Origin of the sequence: Flavobacterium adiutor, assembly GCF_048282555.1 — a bacterium.
Classification (GTDB): domain Bacteria; phylum Bacteroidota; class Bacteroidia; order Flavobacteriales; family Flavobacteriaceae; genus Flavobacterium.
In genome coordinates, this window is record NZ_CP182487.1 from 4832861 (window position 1) to 4850736 (window position 17876).

At 34.0% G+C, this 17876-nt stretch carries 17 protein-coding genes; 5 read left to right on the top strand and 12 right to left on the bottom strand.

Annotated elements, in window-relative coordinates; genetic code table 11:
- The first annotated feature begins 157 nt into the window (after window positions 1-157).
- From ACNC7R_RS20460 to ACNC7R_RS20480, 5 genes are all read left to right on the top strand, one after another.
- Window positions 158-355 (top strand): four helix bundle protein, encoded by a 198-nt coding sequence (locus tag ACNC7R_RS20460; protein WP_417942863.1) that lies wholly within the window; start codon window positions 158-160, stop codon window positions 353-355.
- A 282-nt stretch (window positions 356-637) separates the two neighbouring features.
- Window positions 638-1345, top strand: a complete 708-nt coding sequence (locus tag ACNC7R_RS20465) for a tRNA1(Val) (adenine(37)-N6)-methyltransferase (protein WP_417942864.1) — start codon at window positions 638-640, stop codon at window positions 1343-1345.
- Window positions 1346-1501: 156 nt separating this feature from the next.
- Window positions 1502-2680: an acyl-CoA dehydrogenase family protein gene (locus ACNC7R_RS20470; RefSeq protein ID WP_417942865.1), complete on the top strand. Its 1179-nt coding sequence runs from the start codon at window positions 1502-1504 to the stop codon at window positions 2678-2680.
- A gap of 90 nt (window positions 2681-2770) precedes the next feature.
- A complete protein-coding gene (locus ACNC7R_RS20475; RefSeq protein ID WP_417942866.1) occupies window positions 2771-3553 on the top strand; it encodes a DUF3050 domain-containing protein in 783 nt (260 codons plus the stop codon).
- A 67-nt stretch (window positions 3554-3620) separates the two neighbouring features.
- On the top strand, window positions 3621-4397 hold the full coding sequence (locus ACNC7R_RS20480; protein WP_417942867.1) for an SGNH/GDSL hydrolase family protein: 777 nt from the start codon (window positions 3621-3623) through the stop codon (window positions 4395-4397).
- 187 nt (window positions 4398-4584) lie between these two features.
- Here the strand turns inward: ACNC7R_RS20480 and ACNC7R_RS20485 are convergent, their stop codons facing one another.
- The 12 genes from ACNC7R_RS20485 to ACNC7R_RS20540 form a co-directional block, all read right to left on the bottom strand.
- Window positions 4585-5007: a hypothetical protein gene (locus ACNC7R_RS20485; protein WP_417942868.1), complete on the bottom strand. Its 423-nt coding sequence runs from the start codon at window positions 5005-5007 to the stop codon at window positions 4585-4587.
- Between the two features lie 34 nt (window positions 5008-5041).
- Window positions 5042-6067 (bottom strand): hypothetical protein, encoded by a 1026-nt coding sequence (locus tag ACNC7R_RS20490; RefSeq protein WP_417942869.1) that lies wholly within the window; start codon window positions 6065-6067, stop codon window positions 5042-5044.
- Window positions 6045-7673 carry an FAD-dependent oxidoreductase gene (locus ACNC7R_RS20495; protein WP_417942870.1) on the bottom strand — a complete coding sequence of 543 codons (1629 nt, stop codon included), beginning with the start codon at window positions 7671-7673 and terminating at the stop codon, window positions 6045-6047. The genes ACNC7R_RS20490 and ACNC7R_RS20495 overlap by 23 nt, the downstream gene beginning before the upstream one ends.
- Window positions 7651-9168 (bottom strand): polyamine aminopropyltransferase, encoded by a 1518-nt coding sequence (locus ACNC7R_RS20500; RefSeq protein ID WP_417942871.1) that lies wholly within the window; start codon window positions 9166-9168, stop codon window positions 7651-7653. The genes ACNC7R_RS20495 and ACNC7R_RS20500 overlap by 23 nt, the downstream gene beginning before the upstream one ends.
- Window positions 9161-9376, bottom strand: a complete 216-nt coding sequence (locus tag ACNC7R_RS20505) for a DUF350 domain-containing protein (protein ID WP_417942872.1) — start codon at window positions 9374-9376, stop codon at window positions 9161-9163. Before ACNC7R_RS20505 ends, ACNC7R_RS20500 begins: the two co-directional genes overlap by 8 nt.
- 11 nt (window positions 9377-9387) lie before the next feature.
- Window positions 9388-9567 (bottom strand): hypothetical protein, encoded by a 180-nt coding sequence (locus ACNC7R_RS20510; RefSeq protein ID WP_417942873.1) that lies wholly within the window; start codon window positions 9565-9567, stop codon window positions 9388-9390.
- Between the two features lie 6 nt (window positions 9568-9573).
- Entirely contained in the window at window positions 9574-10803 is a 1230-nt protein-coding gene (locus ACNC7R_RS20515; RefSeq protein ID WP_417942874.1) for a DUF4178 domain-containing protein, read from the bottom strand.
- A gap of 3 nt (window positions 10804-10806) precedes the next feature.
- Window positions 10807-11250: an S-adenosylmethionine decarboxylase family protein gene (locus ACNC7R_RS20520; protein WP_417942875.1), complete on the bottom strand. Its 444-nt coding sequence runs from the start codon at window positions 11248-11250 to the stop codon at window positions 10807-10809.
- Between the two features lie 514 nt (window positions 11251-11764).
- Complete coding sequence (locus ACNC7R_RS20525; protein ID WP_417942876.1) at window positions 11765-14602, bottom strand: type I restriction endonuclease subunit R; 2838 nt, start codon at window positions 14600-14602, stop codon at window positions 11765-11767.
- 137 nt (window positions 14603-14739) lie between these two features.
- A complete protein-coding gene (locus ACNC7R_RS20530; RefSeq protein WP_417942877.1) occupies window positions 14740-15246 on the bottom strand; it encodes a hypothetical protein in 507 nt (168 codons plus the stop codon).
- A 1-nt stretch (window position 15247) separates the two neighbouring features.
- Window positions 15248-15916: a DUF3800 domain-containing protein gene (locus tag ACNC7R_RS20535; RefSeq protein WP_417942878.1), complete on the bottom strand. Its 669-nt coding sequence runs from the start codon at window positions 15914-15916 to the stop codon at window positions 15248-15250.
- Window positions 15917-15972: 56 nt separating this feature from the next.
- Entirely contained in the window at window positions 15973-17511 is a 1539-nt protein-coding gene (locus tag ACNC7R_RS20540) for a Fic family protein (RefSeq protein WP_417942879.1), read from the bottom strand.
- Between the last annotated feature and the right edge of the window lie 365 nt (window positions 17512-17876).

Sequence of the window (17876 nt, forward strand, 5' to 3'; positions counted from 1 at the left end):
CAATTTCCAATCTTAAGATAGAAATTCTAATATTTTAAATTGTAAAAATATTTGCAACTTAAAAAAATGGGAGAAAAAACTTATTTTTTTATGTTTTGCCCTATATTTACTTTCTAAAGAAATTAAATAATTGGAATTTTGATACTGAATAAACCTTATGATTTGGAAGAAAGGACTTTCTTGTTTGCAAAAGAATGTCGAATATATTAGAACTTTATCAAAAACTATATCAAATATTGAAGACGAAAAACAATTAGTGAGGTCTTCTGGTTCTATTGGAGCAAATCACATTGAGGCAAATGAAAAATTAGGAGATAAAGATTTAATTTTCAGATTGAAAATCGCCCGAAAATAAGCTAAAGAATCTAAACTCTGGTTACGACTATTACATGAATTAAATTCGGATCAAAGAATATATTATCATATTCCTTACTATTCGAAGTAAAAGAATTAAGAAAATTCTATCAGCCATAATCACAAAAACAACTAAGTCGTTAATTGATATTTTAATCATACTTTTGCAACTCAAAACTATATAATTTTAATCCTTTTACAATTAGAATTTGGAATTTCATTTTTAGAATTTTCCTTTTCAGGATTGGAAATTGGAATTTTAAAAAATTGGAATTTAATCTTTATGTTTTCATTCAAACAATTCTCTGTTCAGCAAGACAAAACCGCTATGAAAGTAGGAACAGATGGTGTTTTACTGGGTGCCTGGACTCCTATTCATCATAATCCGTTTAGTGTTTTAGATATTGGTGCCGGAACCGGAATTATTGCTTTGATGCTCGCACAGCGAACTAATGCCCAACAAATTGATGCACTTGAAATTGATGAGGATGCCTATGAGCAAGCTGTAGAAAATTTTGAAAACTCACCATGGGGAGATAGGCTTTTTTGCTTTCATGCCGGATTGGATGAATTTATTGAAGAACCGGAAGATGAATACGATTTGATTATTTCAAATCCTCCATTTTACTCTGAAGATTATAAAACCGAAAACGAACAACGCGATTTAGCCCGTTTTCAGGATGCAATGCCATTTGAAGAATTGGTTGAAGCAGCCGACCTTTTACTTTCAGAAAACGGAATATTTGCTGTGATTCTCCCATTTAAAGAAGAAGAAAAATTTATAGGGTTAGCCAAAGAAGCCGAATTATACCCAACTAAAATTACCCGTGTAAAAGGAAATCCAACTTCAGAAATCAAACGCAGTTTATTGGCTTTTAGCCGTAACGAAAATCAAGAAACCGAAATCGATGAATTAATTATCGAAGTTGATAGACATGTATATACCGAGGATTATATTAAATTGACAAAAGATTTTTACCTTAAAATGTAATCCTGATTTTTATCTTTAGGTCATCCAAATGCTATTAAAAATCTATTCCTAGCTTTTTAAACAGTTAAAATAAGTTAAGGATTTATTTTTACAACAATAACTATTAGTTTTGTTATATTTCTTTATGTAGATTTGTAGTAATAAAACTATCGTACCATGAGACCCGATTTATTTCAAGCACCCGATTATTACAACCTTGATGATTTATTAACAGACGAACACAAATTGGTTCGCGAGTCTGCACGTGCATGGGTAAAGCGTGAAGTTTCTCCTATCATCGAAGAATATGCCCAAAAAGCCGAGTTCCCTAAACAAATCATAAAGGGTCTTGGAGAAATTGGCGGCTTTGGTCCCTATATTCCTGTTGAATATGGTGGTGCTGGTCTGGACCAAATTTCATACGGTTTAATTATGCAGGAAATTGAGCGAGGTGATTCCGGCGTACGATCTACCTCATCTGTGCAGTCTTCTTTAGTTATGTATCCTATCTGGAAATACGGAAACGAAGAACAACGCCTGAAATATTTGCCAAAACTGGCAACGGGAGAACTTATGGGATGTTTTGGTTTAACCGAACCTGACCACGGCTCTGATCCCGGAAGCATGATTACCAATTTTAAGGACATGGGCGATCATTATCTTCTAAATGGTGCCAAAATGTGGATTTCAAATGCTCCATTTGCAGATATTGCTGTCGTTTGGGCGAAAAATGAAGAAGGAAGAATTCACGGATTAATTGTAGAACGTGGCATGGAAGGGTTTTCAACTCCAGAAACCCATAACAAATGGTCGCTTCGCGCATCATCTACAGGTGAGTTAATTTTTGACAACGTGAAAGTTCCTAAAGAAAATCTGTTGCCAAATAAATCCGGATTAGGTGCACCGCTTGGCTGTTTAGATTCTGCACGATATGGAATTGCCTGGGGAGCAATAGGAGCAGCAATGGACTGCTATGACACCGCTTTGCGTTATGCAAAAGAAAGAATCCAGTTTGGAAAACCGATTGGAGGTACTCAATTACAACAGAAAAAACTGGCCGAAATGATTACTGAAATTACAAAAGCACAATTATTAACCTGGAGATTAGGTGTTTTAAGAAACGAAGGAAAAGCAACAACAGCCCAGATCTCAATGGCAAAGCGAAACAATGTCGATATGGCCATTAACATTGCACGTGAGGCCAGACAAATGCTGGGCGGAATGGGAATTACAGGTGAATATTCGATTATGCGTCACATGATGAATCTCGAAAGCGTCATTACATACGAAGGCACACACGACATTCATTTACTGATTACCGGAATGGATGTAACCGGAATTTCAGCATTCAAATAATAACACTCTATTAAAATATATTGAAAATCAATAGGAAAAGCTTCTTCTAATCGGGAAGCTTTTTTATATTTACCAAAAATACCACCACATATGAATATTGAAACCATCAACAATAGTATCAATCCTCAAAAGGAAATGCTTTTACAGCATTCATTGTACAATAAAATTCAAAGCATTGATGACTTGCATCATTTTTTGGAAAGTCATGTCTTTGCGGTCTGGGATTTTATGTCATTATTGAAGGCTTTACAGTCTAAACTTACCTGTACAACTACACCTTGGTTTCCAACAAAAAACCCTGAAACCCGATATCTAATTAACGAAATTGTTCTTGCTGAAGAAACTGACCTCACTATTGACGGAAGAAGACAAAGTCATTATGAAATGTACTTTGAAGCTATGGAAGCATGTGGTGCCGACACAACAGCAATCAATAAATTTTTATCCGAAGTAAATTCGCTTCATAATATTTTTGTGGCTATCAAGCAAAGTTCTTTACATCCGGATGTTAAATCATTTTTAGATTTTACGTTTAGAGTGATTGAACAGGGAAAACCACATGAAATCGCTGCTGCTTTTACTTTTGGAAGAGAAGATCTGATTCCGGGAATGTTTACCGAAATCCTGAAAAACTTTCAAAAAAACCTTCCGGATACTGATTTAAGCAAACTATTGTATTATTTCGAAAGACACATCGAACTCGATGCAGATGAACACGGACCAATGGCCATGCAAATGATTACAGATTTATGTGGAGAGGATGCCCAAAAATGGAAAGAAGTTGAAGAAATTTCTATTCTTGCCCTGGAAAAAAGAATCGGACTCTGGAACGCCATCGAAGAAGAAATTTCGATGAAAACTGAAATGGTATAAAACCATAATTCCTTTTTTAACGTAACTATTTGTTTCGAAATGATGCCAAATCTAATTTATTCAAATTATGAAACCACAGTTCAAACAAATAGTTATTGTTTTAGTTTCTATATTTCTTTTGAGTTGCAGCACTGAAGAAAATCCTTCAGAAACGGCTGTTATTCCAGAACCTGTTGCACCGCCAACAACAGTCCCTAATCCGGATATTCCAAACGGTCCCATTTCTAAATCAATACATTATTTAGCGCTAGGCGATAGTTACACCATTGGACAAAGCGTCTGCGAAACCTGCCGATTTCCGGAACAGCTCAAAACGAAATTAAAAGCATTTTATACAGAAACCAACTTTTCGCTACAAGTTATTGCCACAACCGGATGGACAACAACCCATTTAATCTCAGCCATAATCCAGCAAAAACCCGAATCCAATTATGATTTGGTGACATTATTAATTGGAGTAAATAACCAATATCAAAGCAAAGATTTTTCTGTTTATGAAAAAGAATTTCCGGAGTTGGTAACCAAAGCCATTTCACTGGCAAAAGGCGACAAAAAAAACGTAATGGTAGTTTCGATTCCCGACTATGCTTACACTCCGTATGCGAAAAATTTGAGCGATAGCCAAAAAGCAAAAATCTCAACAGAAATCAATCAGTACAACACCTTTGCAGAGAATTACTGCCAAACAAATGCAATAATTTTTATAAACATTACTGATATTACCAGACAAGGCCTAAGCAATCCAAATCTGGTCGCTTCAGATGGGCTGCATCCTTCAGAATTAGCCTATTCTTTATTTGTTGAACGCCTTTTACCCAAAGCCAAAGCAATATTGCAGGATTAGACATTTAATTATTTTCAGGCAGCAAAAATTTGGTTTTCAAAACACCTTTAGTCCCGCTATCCATTTTATCTTTTGTGGCGAACCCCGCCACAAAAGGATATCATTTCTATCGGGGCTGGATTAGAGGTTTTGGTTTTTAAAACATCCTTTGAAGAATTAATATCGTAAATAGAAAAAACAAAATTCATTACAACTTCATACTCCATGTTCCTTTTCCCGGACGAAAAACTATCGGAAAGATACCATACAAAAAAATAATTTTTCTTTTAAAAAACCATTTTCCACTTATTTCTGTTTTGTCATTCGACAATATTCCTTCACAATAAAGCGTTGGATGTTTTTCATCCAGCGTCTTCCTGTCGCCATTTTCATAGATCAGATCACGTTTTGGCATCCGTTTTTTAAAATGAATCTTATTTTTGAAAACTTTCCCAACAACATTACCTATTTCTGCCATTCCACCGGTCGAAACGTCATCCTGTACTTTTCCCTGAAAATCTACTCCATTGAAAGCATCAATTTCTATTGTGAAATTTGTTTTTTCGAAACCTATAGCCTTTTGAGTTCTTTCATTATCAAACTTATAATAACCCTTCCAGTGTCCAATCATCTTTATATTTATTATATTATTAATTCAAAATAGTTCATCTCAATTTCTTAGACTTCCAAATAAAACCATCAAGCAAATAATGCGTAAACTGTGGCACACTCAAAAGCGGAACCAGTATAAAGTGCCAGCCCGAGAAGTCAAAATTACTGACGGAAATATTTTCATTCCACACAAAAAACTCCCAAAGAAATTCTTCTGAAAAAGCAATTATCAATAAAATCAGTCCATAAATAAATACGGCATTGTAATTTTTCAAAAAGCCAAAAACTACTGAACCGTTATCAACTTTGCTTTCAACTTCTCTAAAATAAACCAACGCCATATACGGAATTCCGTGTGAGACTACATTAAGCAAAGTAAAAACAAGATCATCATTAAAATAGACAATTCCGAAATACCAGGACAATGCTGTTCCCAAGATAATACTGTTTTTCGGAACATTAAAAAAGTTGTTTTTAACTGAAATAATCGCAGTTCGCACCATATACAACAATAAAATACTAATGTAAATCCAAAACAGTATTTCTAATAAAGCCTGATTCTCAAAATGAAAAAACTCATCTTCAACAAACCAGTTAAATTTTCTATTGGAAGATAGAAACCAAAACAACATCGGGTAAACGGTTGCTACATAAATTGTCAGATTATCAATTATAGCTGAACCCCTTATTTTTTCTTCGTTACGGGCATACAAACGCATAAAACCATATTGCTGTCTTATAAAATGAAAGACGGCAACATACGCCAGAAAAGACCAAAAAACCAGACTTCCAAAAGAAAACAAAATCATGCTTATCACAAAACAAACAATCGGCAGGAGAATTAGCAGTTTCTTCTTTTTCTGAAATTCATCTGCAACAAAATACGTTTTAAACAAAGTCGCATAAACATGAGCTACATCGATAAAAACAATTAGAAAAAGCCAGGTATAAAAAGAATAATCATTTTCGATTTCAGTTATGTAATCCTGAAAAACAAAAATTATTGCCAGCACAAAAAATGACGGACCGATGATAAACAGTAAATCTGTTTTGGCTCTATGAATCCAGGGTTGCATCATTTAAAATTTGGTTTACAGCATTAATTCCCTGGTGAAAAGCTTCTTCAAAAATGGAGATTCCGGATAAATCTGTGTGGGCAAAATAAATTCGGTTTTCGATATTTTTTGCCGCATTCTCTTTGGCTTTGCCAAAAATAAAATCAGGTACGGGCGAAATCATTCCATGACCTAAAATAAAAACTTCCATTTCTTCGGTATATTCTTCGATATCCTGATGTGCAATTTTCAGATCATCAAAAACAACCTGTTTCCAATATTCTTTGTCTTTTTTATAGATTTCTTTTCGGGTTTTCTTCAAATCACCTGATGAAAAACTATAATAATAGGTAATAACTTTTTTCTCCTGAACCTGATTTAGCGTCTGATGTTGCGCATACACGTAGCCCAAACCTTTGGCTCCATAAATTACATTATCCCACGAAAGCGGAAAACTGAAATTGTCTGACAAATCATTTACTGTTAAAGTCGCCAGAAGCCAGGGTGCATAATGAAATCTCTTTGTGAATTCTTTACGGTTTTTTACCAAATACTGATTAACAAACTGCGGTGTTGCCATAATAACTTTGTCTGCCATGATTTCTACTGAAATTTTTTTAACATCATCAAATGCTTTGGCAACGACTTTATTGTTTTTGACTTTTATCTCATAAACCAAGTGGTTTTTTAAAGTTTTCTTTTCAGTGTATTTTTTAAGATGACCGGCTAATCTGGCATTCCCTTCTGGCCAGGTTAAAACGCTGTCGTTTTTATCAGTAACCGAATCCTGTTTTCTTCCGGCGAAATAATGAATTCCGGCCCAGGCAGAAACGAATTCAATTCCCAGACCAAAGTCATCTTTGCAGCAATAATCTATATAATTGAATAAAGGTTTCGATTTGAAATTATGTTTTTCAAACCATTGCTGCATCGTTATTTTATCCAGATTGCGGGCATTTTCATCTTCCGAAGACAGATGAATCGGAATATCAAATACGTATTTCTGATCTGCTCCTTTCGCTGTTCTGAATGCATCCATTTTCTTAAAGAATCGTATAAATTCCTTATCATCTCCAACCGAATTTCCTTCTTTTGGAACCACGCCTTCCTGCCAGTTATTTTTGTAAAACAATCTTTCGTCAGGCGCAAAAGTTAATTGTAGTTCGTCGAAAACCGGAAGACCTTTTTCGTTATAACCGATGATGATTTTTTCTTCCTCCAGAAAGTTCAGAAGCTCTTTATCAGCAAAATTGGGAAGAGGCAGATAATGCGCTCCCAATGGATATTTTGAATATTTATTTTGGCTGTTTGAAGAGTTTCCGCCCAAATGATCTGCCATTTCAAGAAGCAAAAAATCTGATATCCCTTTTTTATGAAACTGGCGGGCTGCACTCAGGCCCGAAATTCCTCCTCCGACAATCAAATACGGAATCTGAATCTGCGCTGTCGGCTTCGGAAAATCCTTAATCCATAAACGATGTCCCAAAAGATGGTTGGTTCCTGATAAACGAATCATCAGAATAGCTATTTTATCGGAACAAAACTGTAAAAACGGAATTAAAAGCAATGAAGCTCCAATTCCTTTTATGAAATTTCGTCTTCCTTTATTACAATTTTCCCCACTCTTCATCAAAATAGCGCACTAAAATCTGGTTATCCAAACGATTGATTTCTATTTGGTTTGAAATCATATCATTGGTAAAATAATTGAAACGGTCGAACTGATAATTGTAGAATTTCAATCCGGAAACTTGTCTTTTTACATCATTAAAAGTGGTTCCAAAACCGTTTATGGCAATCGTATAACCCCATTCTCCAAAAGAAGGAACATAGGCATGATATGCATCAACCTGAGGAAAAACCTGCATGACTGTTTTATTGATACACCAAAATGATTTCGGAGCAAAATAAGGCGAAGTAGTCTGAATGACGACGGCTGCATCAGGCACTAAAATCGTTTTTATAGTTTGATAAAAATTCAGGGAATACAATTTACCTAAACTATAATTCGATGGGTCCGGAAAATCTATAATCGCAACGTCAAACCTTTCAGTACAACTTTTTGCCCAAATGTAAGCATCGGCATTAATCACTGTAACCTTTGGATGATGTAAAGCGTTTTTATTGAATCCCTTCAAAACCGTATTGGTTTTAAAAAGCTTGGTCATTCCTTCATCCAGATCGACCAGAGTTACTTTTTGAACCTCTTTGTATTTCAATATTTCACGAACGGCCAATCCGTCTCCACCGCCTAAAACCAAAACGTTTTTTACGTCCTTCGCCATTGACATGGCGGGATGAACCAAAGCTTCGTGATAACGGTATTCATCAGCAGAACTAAACTGCAGATTGTTGTTTAAATACAATCGATAATCACTTTTGTTATGCGTTAAAACAATTCGCTGATACGGAGTTGTATTCGTATAAATAATATTTTCTCCATACAATTTGCCTTCTGTATAAGCTAAAATTGAATCTGAAAAAACAAAAACGCTTAGCAAAAGCAGAAATGAAAAAATAGCTTTTACTCTTAAGAAATAAGGCTTTTTTAATTCTTTTTTCAAAAGAAAACATAAAACAATGGCAATGCTCACATTGATCATTCCGAAGAAAAGTGATGTTCCCATGATGCCTAATTTTGGCACTAAAACCAACGGAAACAATATCGATGCCAGCAAAGCCCCGATATAATCAAACGTAAAAACATTCGAAACCAGATCTTTGAATTCGACTCTGTCTTTTAAAATATTCATTAAAAGCGGAATCTCCAATCCAACCAGAAAACCGGTTACAAAAACAAATAAATACAAGATAAACTGAAAGGACGCAACGCTTTCGAACAGTAAAAACAAAACTACTGAACTCAATCCGCCAATCAGTCCAACCAATATCTCGATCTCAACAAAAGTATTGAGCAGATTTTTGTGAAAAAACTTAGAAAAAAAGGAGCCGATACCCATCGAAAACAGGTAAACTCCTATGATAAATGAAAATTGCTTTACTGAATCGCCCAATAAATAACTCGCCAGCGTTCCTGCAACCAATTCGTAAATGAGTCCGCAGGTAGCGATTATAAATACGGCAAACAGTAAAAGAAATTCAAACCTGAGAAACTTTTTACCCATGAATTGCGGCACTAATAATCATTGAAATTCCAATGATAAAAGCTGCCAGAACAATCGCTACAGCAACATTATTTTTTTCTACAACTTCTTTCCATGTGCTTTCCGGAGTCAGTTTTTCGATGATAAAATATCCGATTAATAAAATGACTATTCCTAAAAAAGAATAAATGACCGAATTAACTATTGGCTGTGCGTGTATAAATTCCATATTGTAAAATTTTATTTGTGATAAAAACGGTTATAAGATGTACGGCTTCCCGTTGATTTGTAAGTCTCAGTAGATTCGCAGTCGCAAATACGGTTTCCTGCTACGGCAAAATAGATATAAACCCCAAAGCAAAAAAATCCAATTGCCAATGGAGCCCAGTTGTTGGTAAAGAAATCCGAAATTCTTTTCATAGTAACTTATTCGTATGTAGAGTAAGAGCTGTCTGCCCATCTCTCTTTTTCAAATTGATTTTTAAAAAAACGTATGATGAAGAAAATTACAACCATACCGATAATTACGATCCACGCATTTCGGTTTGATGGTTCATTCCAAACCACATTTACGTGCATTTCACTGTTAGAAAGATCTTCCGGTGCTTTCATTGGTGTGATCAAAAGATGATATTTCCCTCCTTTTACGCCGCAAATATTAAATTTCTCAGACTGACTTCCTTCTGTCCAGGATTCCCCATCCGAATAACCATAGTAATACTCTATGTCTTTGTTGGCGTAAATTTCGTCATTCGTATCTTCATTAACTAATGCAACATTTAAGTTTGCCCATGAATTATTAACACCCGTTGAAACCTTAATCGTCAGCGGAGCCGAAGCACCATTAAGTACAAATGACGGACTGGTAACTTCTTTGTTATCAAATTCGCTGAATTTAATTGTGCTGTTAAAAACATTCTGTTCCACCTGATCTCTATAGATATACCAGTTTGCGGTTATGATCAGCAAAGCAAAAAGGCAAAAAATAACAGCTGTATTTCTAAGATCAAAACGGTAGGGCTGAATCATGCTGACTCCTGACTGATACGGCAGCGTGATTCCCGGAAAAGCTTTCTTTATTTCGCCTTTTCTGACATACTCTCCATGAAAAGCCGTTTGCACATTATTCATTTTTTCTACCGAAACAATGTATGGAGGATTTATAAATTCAGCAAGATGTGCTAGTTTATTAACCGGAATCTCAAAATCAAAAAATCCCTGCGCATTCACTATTTCAGCATCTGAGTGTTCGAATAAATCATAATCGTTACCATCATAATTCAGAACTTTTGTGCGTTTTTTTAAATCATCAATCTTTTCCATTTCGGTAAGCATCATCCAATGCCCGTTTGAAAGCGACAAATAAAGAAACTCTTTGGCTTCATTTTGCAGAATAAACTCTGTCCATCTATAATCAGGATGTACTTTTTTTCTCAAAATACCGGTCACTTTATATTGGCTTCCTTTTAAAAAACCAGTATCGCCAATAGCCAGCGGAATAACCTCTGATTCCTCTTTATATTGTGACTTTCTGCGAAATTTACCTTCATCGTCAGCCACATACAAGCTTCGGCAATTTGGACAGACAAAATTGAGTACTTCAAAACCAACCTCTAATTCGGTTTCTGTATTACAATCGTAGCAAGGAATTTTCATGCTTTATCGGTTAATTTCAAAATCCTTAATAATTTTCGCTTCAAAATAAGCAATATAATCGGCCACTACACTGCGCACCTTCTGCGAGTTATCCTGAAGATAATTACACAAATAAACGTCTAAAGTGAGCTGATTGTATTCTGGCCAGGTGTGTATACAAATATGGGATTCCTTAAGGCAAAACGAAATGGTAAAACTGCTGTTTTCAAAATCATGTACTACTACTCCAACCTTCTCCAAACTGTACTTTTCTAAAATAGAATTTGTTACAGTAACAAAATCAGTACTTGCTGTAAGTTTCTCTTTTTTATCGACATGTAAGGTAACCAGTTTATGCAGTCCCGGCGAATAAGGAGGTAAATCCATTCCATTATTTATATAACTCAGGTGCCAAATATATACTATTTTTTCTAATAAAATAATGCAAAAATAGATTTCTGGAATCATTTATCGATTCACGAACCACGACTATGTAATTGCTGTCTTTTTGAATTTTCAGGCAGCAGAAATCTGGTTTTCAAAACACCTTTAGTCCCGCTATCCACTATATCTTTTGTGGTGAACCCCGCCACAAAAGGATATCATTTCTATCGGGGCTGATAGATTATTTATAGTTTTCAAAATCAACATCCATTTTTTTAAACAATTCTGATTGTTTTCTGCCATAATAAAAACAAATCCTCAAATATCTTTTAAAAAGGTAAATTTCCCAAATTGTGAATCAAATTCAAACGTAACTTCATCATTCATCCACAAATCCGTTACATCGCTCAACTTTGGATTTATTTCAGCGATTGCAACAATAAAATCAGAAAAAAAAGGTCTCTTTTTCTACTCCATCAAAAATTTCAATCAAAAGTTTTTTGGATTTGTAACTGGGACGACAATAATATTTATACATGGTAATTCATTTTGGCAAATGGTAAAGTATCAATAAATCTTCCGGGTTTGATAAGAGATGTTAATCATTAAAAAACATATCGATAAAGTTCAGAAATTTTGAAAGTATTGTATCTCCGACAGTTGCCCTCTGTAGAATGGAAGGCTGGTTTTCTAAAACAGAAACCACTTCTTGTTTTGTAGGGATACGTTGCGAAAACAAATAGTCTTCTGTTAACTTTTGTAGCTTTTCTGCATTTAGTTTTTCATCAGCAACAAACTGGTTAAAGGCTTTTTGCTTTTCGATTAGCATAAATTCGTTATAACCTTCCTCAATATTGGTTTCATCAATCAATGGCAGGTTCTCTTCAATAAACCGTTCTATTAATTCGCGTTTGCTTCTTAATTTTGTATCTCCGGAAACTAAATCCAGAATCTCTTTTCGTTTTTTCTCTTTTTCTTCAAAAGTTACTCCTTTCAGTTTGGCCAGTAAACTTAAAATATAAGTCACAGTAATATCATCACGGTGAATTAATTCCAGCTCAAAATCGACTTCATTTAAAATTGAGGTTTTGTTCTTTTTCCCACGGTCTGATAACTCCAAATATTTGGATTTATACTCATTGAACTCTTGTTCTTCTAAATCAATATCTTCAAAAGTAAAATCAACAAACGAACTGATAATGTTTTTTAATCGGATGACTTCTCTAAATGCCTTTACAAATTCCAGTTCCTCTTCTTCTGTATACAAATCATCAACTGATTCAAAAGTCGGCACAATACTTTTTAATTTCTCGTAAGCTTCATTTATATCTTCTACATATTTCTCATACGGCTGTAAAATAATAATTTCCTTGGCATTTTTATCTGAGAATAAAGCAATCGCTTCATCAGTAGCTTTTTTAAGATTTCTAAAAACTACAATATTTCCTTGCGATTTTTTATCGCCCAAAATTCGATTGGTTCTGGAATAGGCCTGAATTAGTCCATGATATTTTAAATTTTTATCTACAAACAAAGTATTCAGGGATTTGCTGTCAAAACCGGTCAAAAACATATTGACAACAAAAAGCAAATCAACTTGTTTAGCCCTTACTTTTTGGGCAATATCTTTGTAATAACCGTAAAAAGATTCACTGCTTTTGGTGTTCCAGTTCGATCCGAAAGTTTTATTGTATTCTTCAATGTATCTTTCCAATCGGTCTCTTTTATGAAAAGAAAGATAATCTTCCTGTCTATCTGCAACATTTTCAAAATCCTGCTCATCAAAATCAGCGACGTCACTTATCATTCCATCATTGGCTCCAAAGCTAAATATAGTTGCAGTTTTAAAATCGTGTTTACCTTCTTTTTTAAGCTTTAAAAACAAATCATAATACTTGATCAACATTTCAACGCTGCTCACACAGAACATTGCCGTAAAGGTTTTGTTCTGGGTTTTAACCGGATGCTGTTGTATAATGTAATTCGCAATTTTTTCAATACGCTCACTGCTTTCCATCAGTTCCTGTGTATCGATTGCTTCCACATCAATATCTATTTCGTTTTGCGAATTTTGTTTCTCTTTATATCGCCCAACATATTCTACAGAGAAACGCAATACATTTTCATCTTTTATCGCATCTGTAATTACATAACTGTGCAATTGTTCTCCAAACAAACTTGCTGTAGTTTGATTCTGTCTGTTTTTTGATAAAGCATTATCCGCAAAAATGGGTGTTCCGGTAAAACCGAACATCTGGTAATTCTCAAAATACTGCGTAATTCCTTTATGGGTATCGCCAAACTGACTTCGATGGCATTCATCAAAAATAAAAACGATCTTTTTATCCTTTAGCTTGTCCATCGTTTTAAGATGGTGTTCGCGTGTTATGGCATTGTACAACTTTTGAATTGTTGTTACTATTAATTTATTGTTGCTGTCATTAAACTGGCGAACCAGATTTTTTGTATTATTTGTCGGGTCAATACAATCCGGCTTAAAAGCGTTAAACTCTTTTGCGGTCTGATAATCCAGATCTTGTCTGTCAACGCAGAAAACTACTTTATCTACTTTTGGCAATTGTGATAATATCTGACTGGCTTTAAAAGAAGTCAATGTTTTTCCAGAACCTGTTGTATGCCAGATGTAACCGTTTTTATTCGAATTTTTTACTCTGTCAATGATTCGTTCTACTGCATAAAACTGGTATGGACGCAAAACCATCAGCATTTTGTCAGTATCATGCAAGACAATATATTTTGTAATCATTTTTGACAAATGACATTTTTCTAAAAAGACATTTGCAAAATCTTCCAGTTTCGAGATGCGTTTGTTGTTATCATCTGTCCAGTAAAATGTCTGCTTGAAATCCGGCTTTTTGTTTCCGAAATTGCTGAAATATTTAGTATTGACTCCGTTGCTGATGATAAACAGCTGTACAAAATTGAACAAACCTGTATTGGCTGAAAAGGAATGTTTTTGATAACGATCAATCTGGTTGTACGCTTCTTTTAATTCGAGTCCGGTTTTCTTTAATTCGATTTGCACCAAAGGCAGACCATTAATCAAAACCGTAACATCGTAACGGTTTTTATACGTTCCTTCAACCGTTATTTGATTCGTAACCTGATATTCATTCTGACACCAGAAATCCATATTCAGGAATTCGATATAAACCAATTCGTTGGCTTCGTTTCTAAAAGCAAATTTATCCCGAAGTAATAATGCCTTCTCAAAAACATTATTAGACTTAGTAAGATGATTTAAAATTTGTTTGAAATCACTTTCCGAAAACACTTTGTTGTTGTGTTTCTCTAATTGATTTTTAAGATTCACCAGCAAATCAGCTTCATCTAAAATGGTTACTTTTTCGTAACCGTTTGATGTTAGCTGATTTATTAAATTTTGCTCTAAAATAAATTCAGATTGTGATGTCATTTGTCAAAGTTGTTAATAAGTTTGTCATTTTGTTGACAAACACATTCTTTATTTTGTATATTTGCGCCGAGTTCATTTCTCATTGTGAGAAAAGGAAATCGAGAAACGCAAGCCTAGATGCTCTGCGTTTTTTGTTTTTATAACACTTCTGTTAATTTTTTTCTGTATTTCTTTTTTATTTTATCCCGCTGAGCATCTTTACCCTGAATATAGTGCGCTGATAGTAAAAAATAAACATTCTTATTTACTCTTGGCTCAAAAACAATAACATATTTCTCCTCTTCGTCATACAAATAAGTTCGCAATCCTTCCGATTCTTTAACTGTAAAAAACAACATATTGTTTGGCTTTTTACCATCAATATGATGTTTTACCCAATGTAATCTTTTAGAGCGTTCCTTTTCATATTCTCTCTGTCCTGTTTTATAATCAATTTTCACAGTGGTAAGATGTCTAAACAATGTTTCCATTTCAATTACGCCATCTTGAGGACAGGGAATTACTTGTCTTCCGTTAAAATGAATTGGCTGACTATTGGTGAAATCCCGATCGAAAACATTTTTCAAAGACTTTTTTCTTTCGGGTTCAGATAATCCCAAAATATCCAAATGGTCGTTGTATCTTTTTAGTAAATTTAAAGGCATATTATCTTAGTTCAATAAAAAATAAGTTGAGTTTTGCGGAATAATTTGTTTTGTCAAGCTGGTCTTTGCAATTATGCCTTATTTTATCAATAATCTGAACTTTGGCTAAATTAATCTTAGCATCATTATTATGTAAATACGATATCGCTCCCATCATAAAATCAGTGATTTGCATGATGATACTTTCATGCGAGCGAATATTTTGAACATTTCTAAAAACACCAAACTTGGTATTCAAAACCTCTTTTAACTTATTTACTTTGTAGGCACTTAAAGTGTCTTTTATATCTAAATATACATTGTAATTAAAGGTCGTATTAATATTATGATTCAACAATGAGTAATACATTCTGTAATAAAAATCATCATACGACATGTTGAAAGCATCTGCATTGATTTTTGACTTCTGTACTCCCACGCATCTAAATTGCAAATCAGTAGCAAAAAAATAATCTACAAGCTCCAGATAAAAACGAAGTTTCGATTTTGAAACTTTACTCCATTTAATCTCTCCATAAAAACGATGCTTTTTTTTAAGCTCATTAATTTGAGCTGTATGAAATTTAACCTGGTTATAGGCTACACTCGTAGAACCTAAAAACATATATTTTTTATGATCGTTTTCGATGTGACAGCTTTCATCACAATAGATATTAAATGTTTTACTCATAAATTATTTTTTCTGTTTTAAAAGGAAACCGGATTGTGATGTCATTCAATTGCAAATTAATTTTTCATTCGTAATTCATAATTACGTTCGATTTCTTTTATTTCTTCTTCTGTGAGAGCAGAAAATTCTTTTTCGATTGCTCTTTTTGAAAACTTTCCGCCATTTTGTTCCAGAAATCGAATCAATAATGCAACCATTTTATCCGGCATTTGAAACTCATCATCCAGATAACTTTTCATTTCATCGTATTTTTGAAGATACGTTACTTCTTGCGGAATCACATTTTCAATAGTATCATTTACACAATCGTATAAAAACTCTGCTTGTTTTGTGGCATCAAAATAACGGTAAAAATCGATGGTGTCATTTAAAACTTCAATATTGTTAGATTTTGTTTTTTTCCATTCTATAAAATCAAGCAGTGGATGAGAATACGCTTCCAGTGCCTTTCGATAATCATCAATATGATTTAAAATAGAAGCCGAAACAGGAAAAATAATGCCCTGATGCGTAAATTTCATTTTAGATAAAATATGATGGATTAAATAACGATGAATTCTCCCATTTCCATCAACGTAAGGATGAATAAACACAAAACCAAAAGCTATTGCCGAAGCTGACAAAACGGGATCAAAATTGGATTCTTCGAGCTTTACAGACGTCGCAATCAATCCATCAATCAGTTTTTCGATATCTTCCTTTTTTGCCGAAATATGTTCCGGAATGGGTTCGCCTGTTGTACGGTCGTGTTCACCTACAAAACCGCCTTCTTTTCTAAAACCCATTGCTATAAAACGGCTGTTTTCGATTACGATTTGCTGTAAACGCAATAATTCGTCTTTATCTAAAGATTTTGCACCTGCCTGACCAATCGCTTTTCCCCAGCGTACGGCACGATTTACGGTCGGATTTTCGCCTTCGATTGTAAAGGATGCTTTTGAATCTTTCAGCAATAAAAATGCCGAAGCTCGTTGTAAAACATCTTTATGAAAGGCTTTTAAATAAGTATCTTTTTTTTGGGAAAGATTTTCTTCGATGTAATTTTTTAGTTTGTCTGTTTTAAAAATTAACGGACAAAAATCTACTGTTCCCGGTAGATTATTTTTAATACGATGACGGCTGGAATTAACAGAATTGGATAACCCAAACTGAATATCTTCATCTATTAACGGAATAAAGTTTTTAATTGTCAAGTCCGGAATATCCAACTGTGCCTGCAAAAGCCATTCATACAAAAACCAAATTTTTCGACTGTATTGCCCAGTTGGCTCTGCCTGGATTAGATTTGTTATTTCTTCTTTAGAAATTTTTTCAAACAATTTTTTAAAGAACAATAAGTTTATGCCTTCATACTTTAAAGCAAAAACGAGATGTTTGTATAAAGTATCTTCAAAACTGTTTCTTGAAGAAAACACTTTCCAATCCTTAGTTTCATAACTTCTTCTTTTTAAACTAATAATCGCTACTTTGCCAGGTAATGGCAGGTTTAATTTTAAACCTTCGATAAGGGCTGCATAACCCGCTAGTGTTCCTTCTTCCGGAGCTTTAAGCCCGTGAAATAGGGTAACCTGAATTGAAAAACGACTATTATGCATACTAATATTGAAAGATAATTAATTCAAATATAGTGGAAAAACAGGTATATCAATGGAATAAAAGGTTTTTTTTGGGTTTGTTTTGGAAAAATAGGTGTTTCCGCATTTAAGGAAAAATAGGTTTTTATTTGGAAAAACAGGTTAAAAATCACTATTCATTGACAGAAACAGGTTTTTAAAAACGAATACTCCTTCATTTGAAATATTCAAATTACTGCAATTGGAAACAACAAATAAAAATCTGACACGTCAAGATAGGTAACGGATTTTATGGTTTGACAGACTTTACAAAAATCAAACGCATTTCATAAAAAACGAACGCGATTTAATGTTTTATCTAAAAAATACACGCTCAATTTTATCTA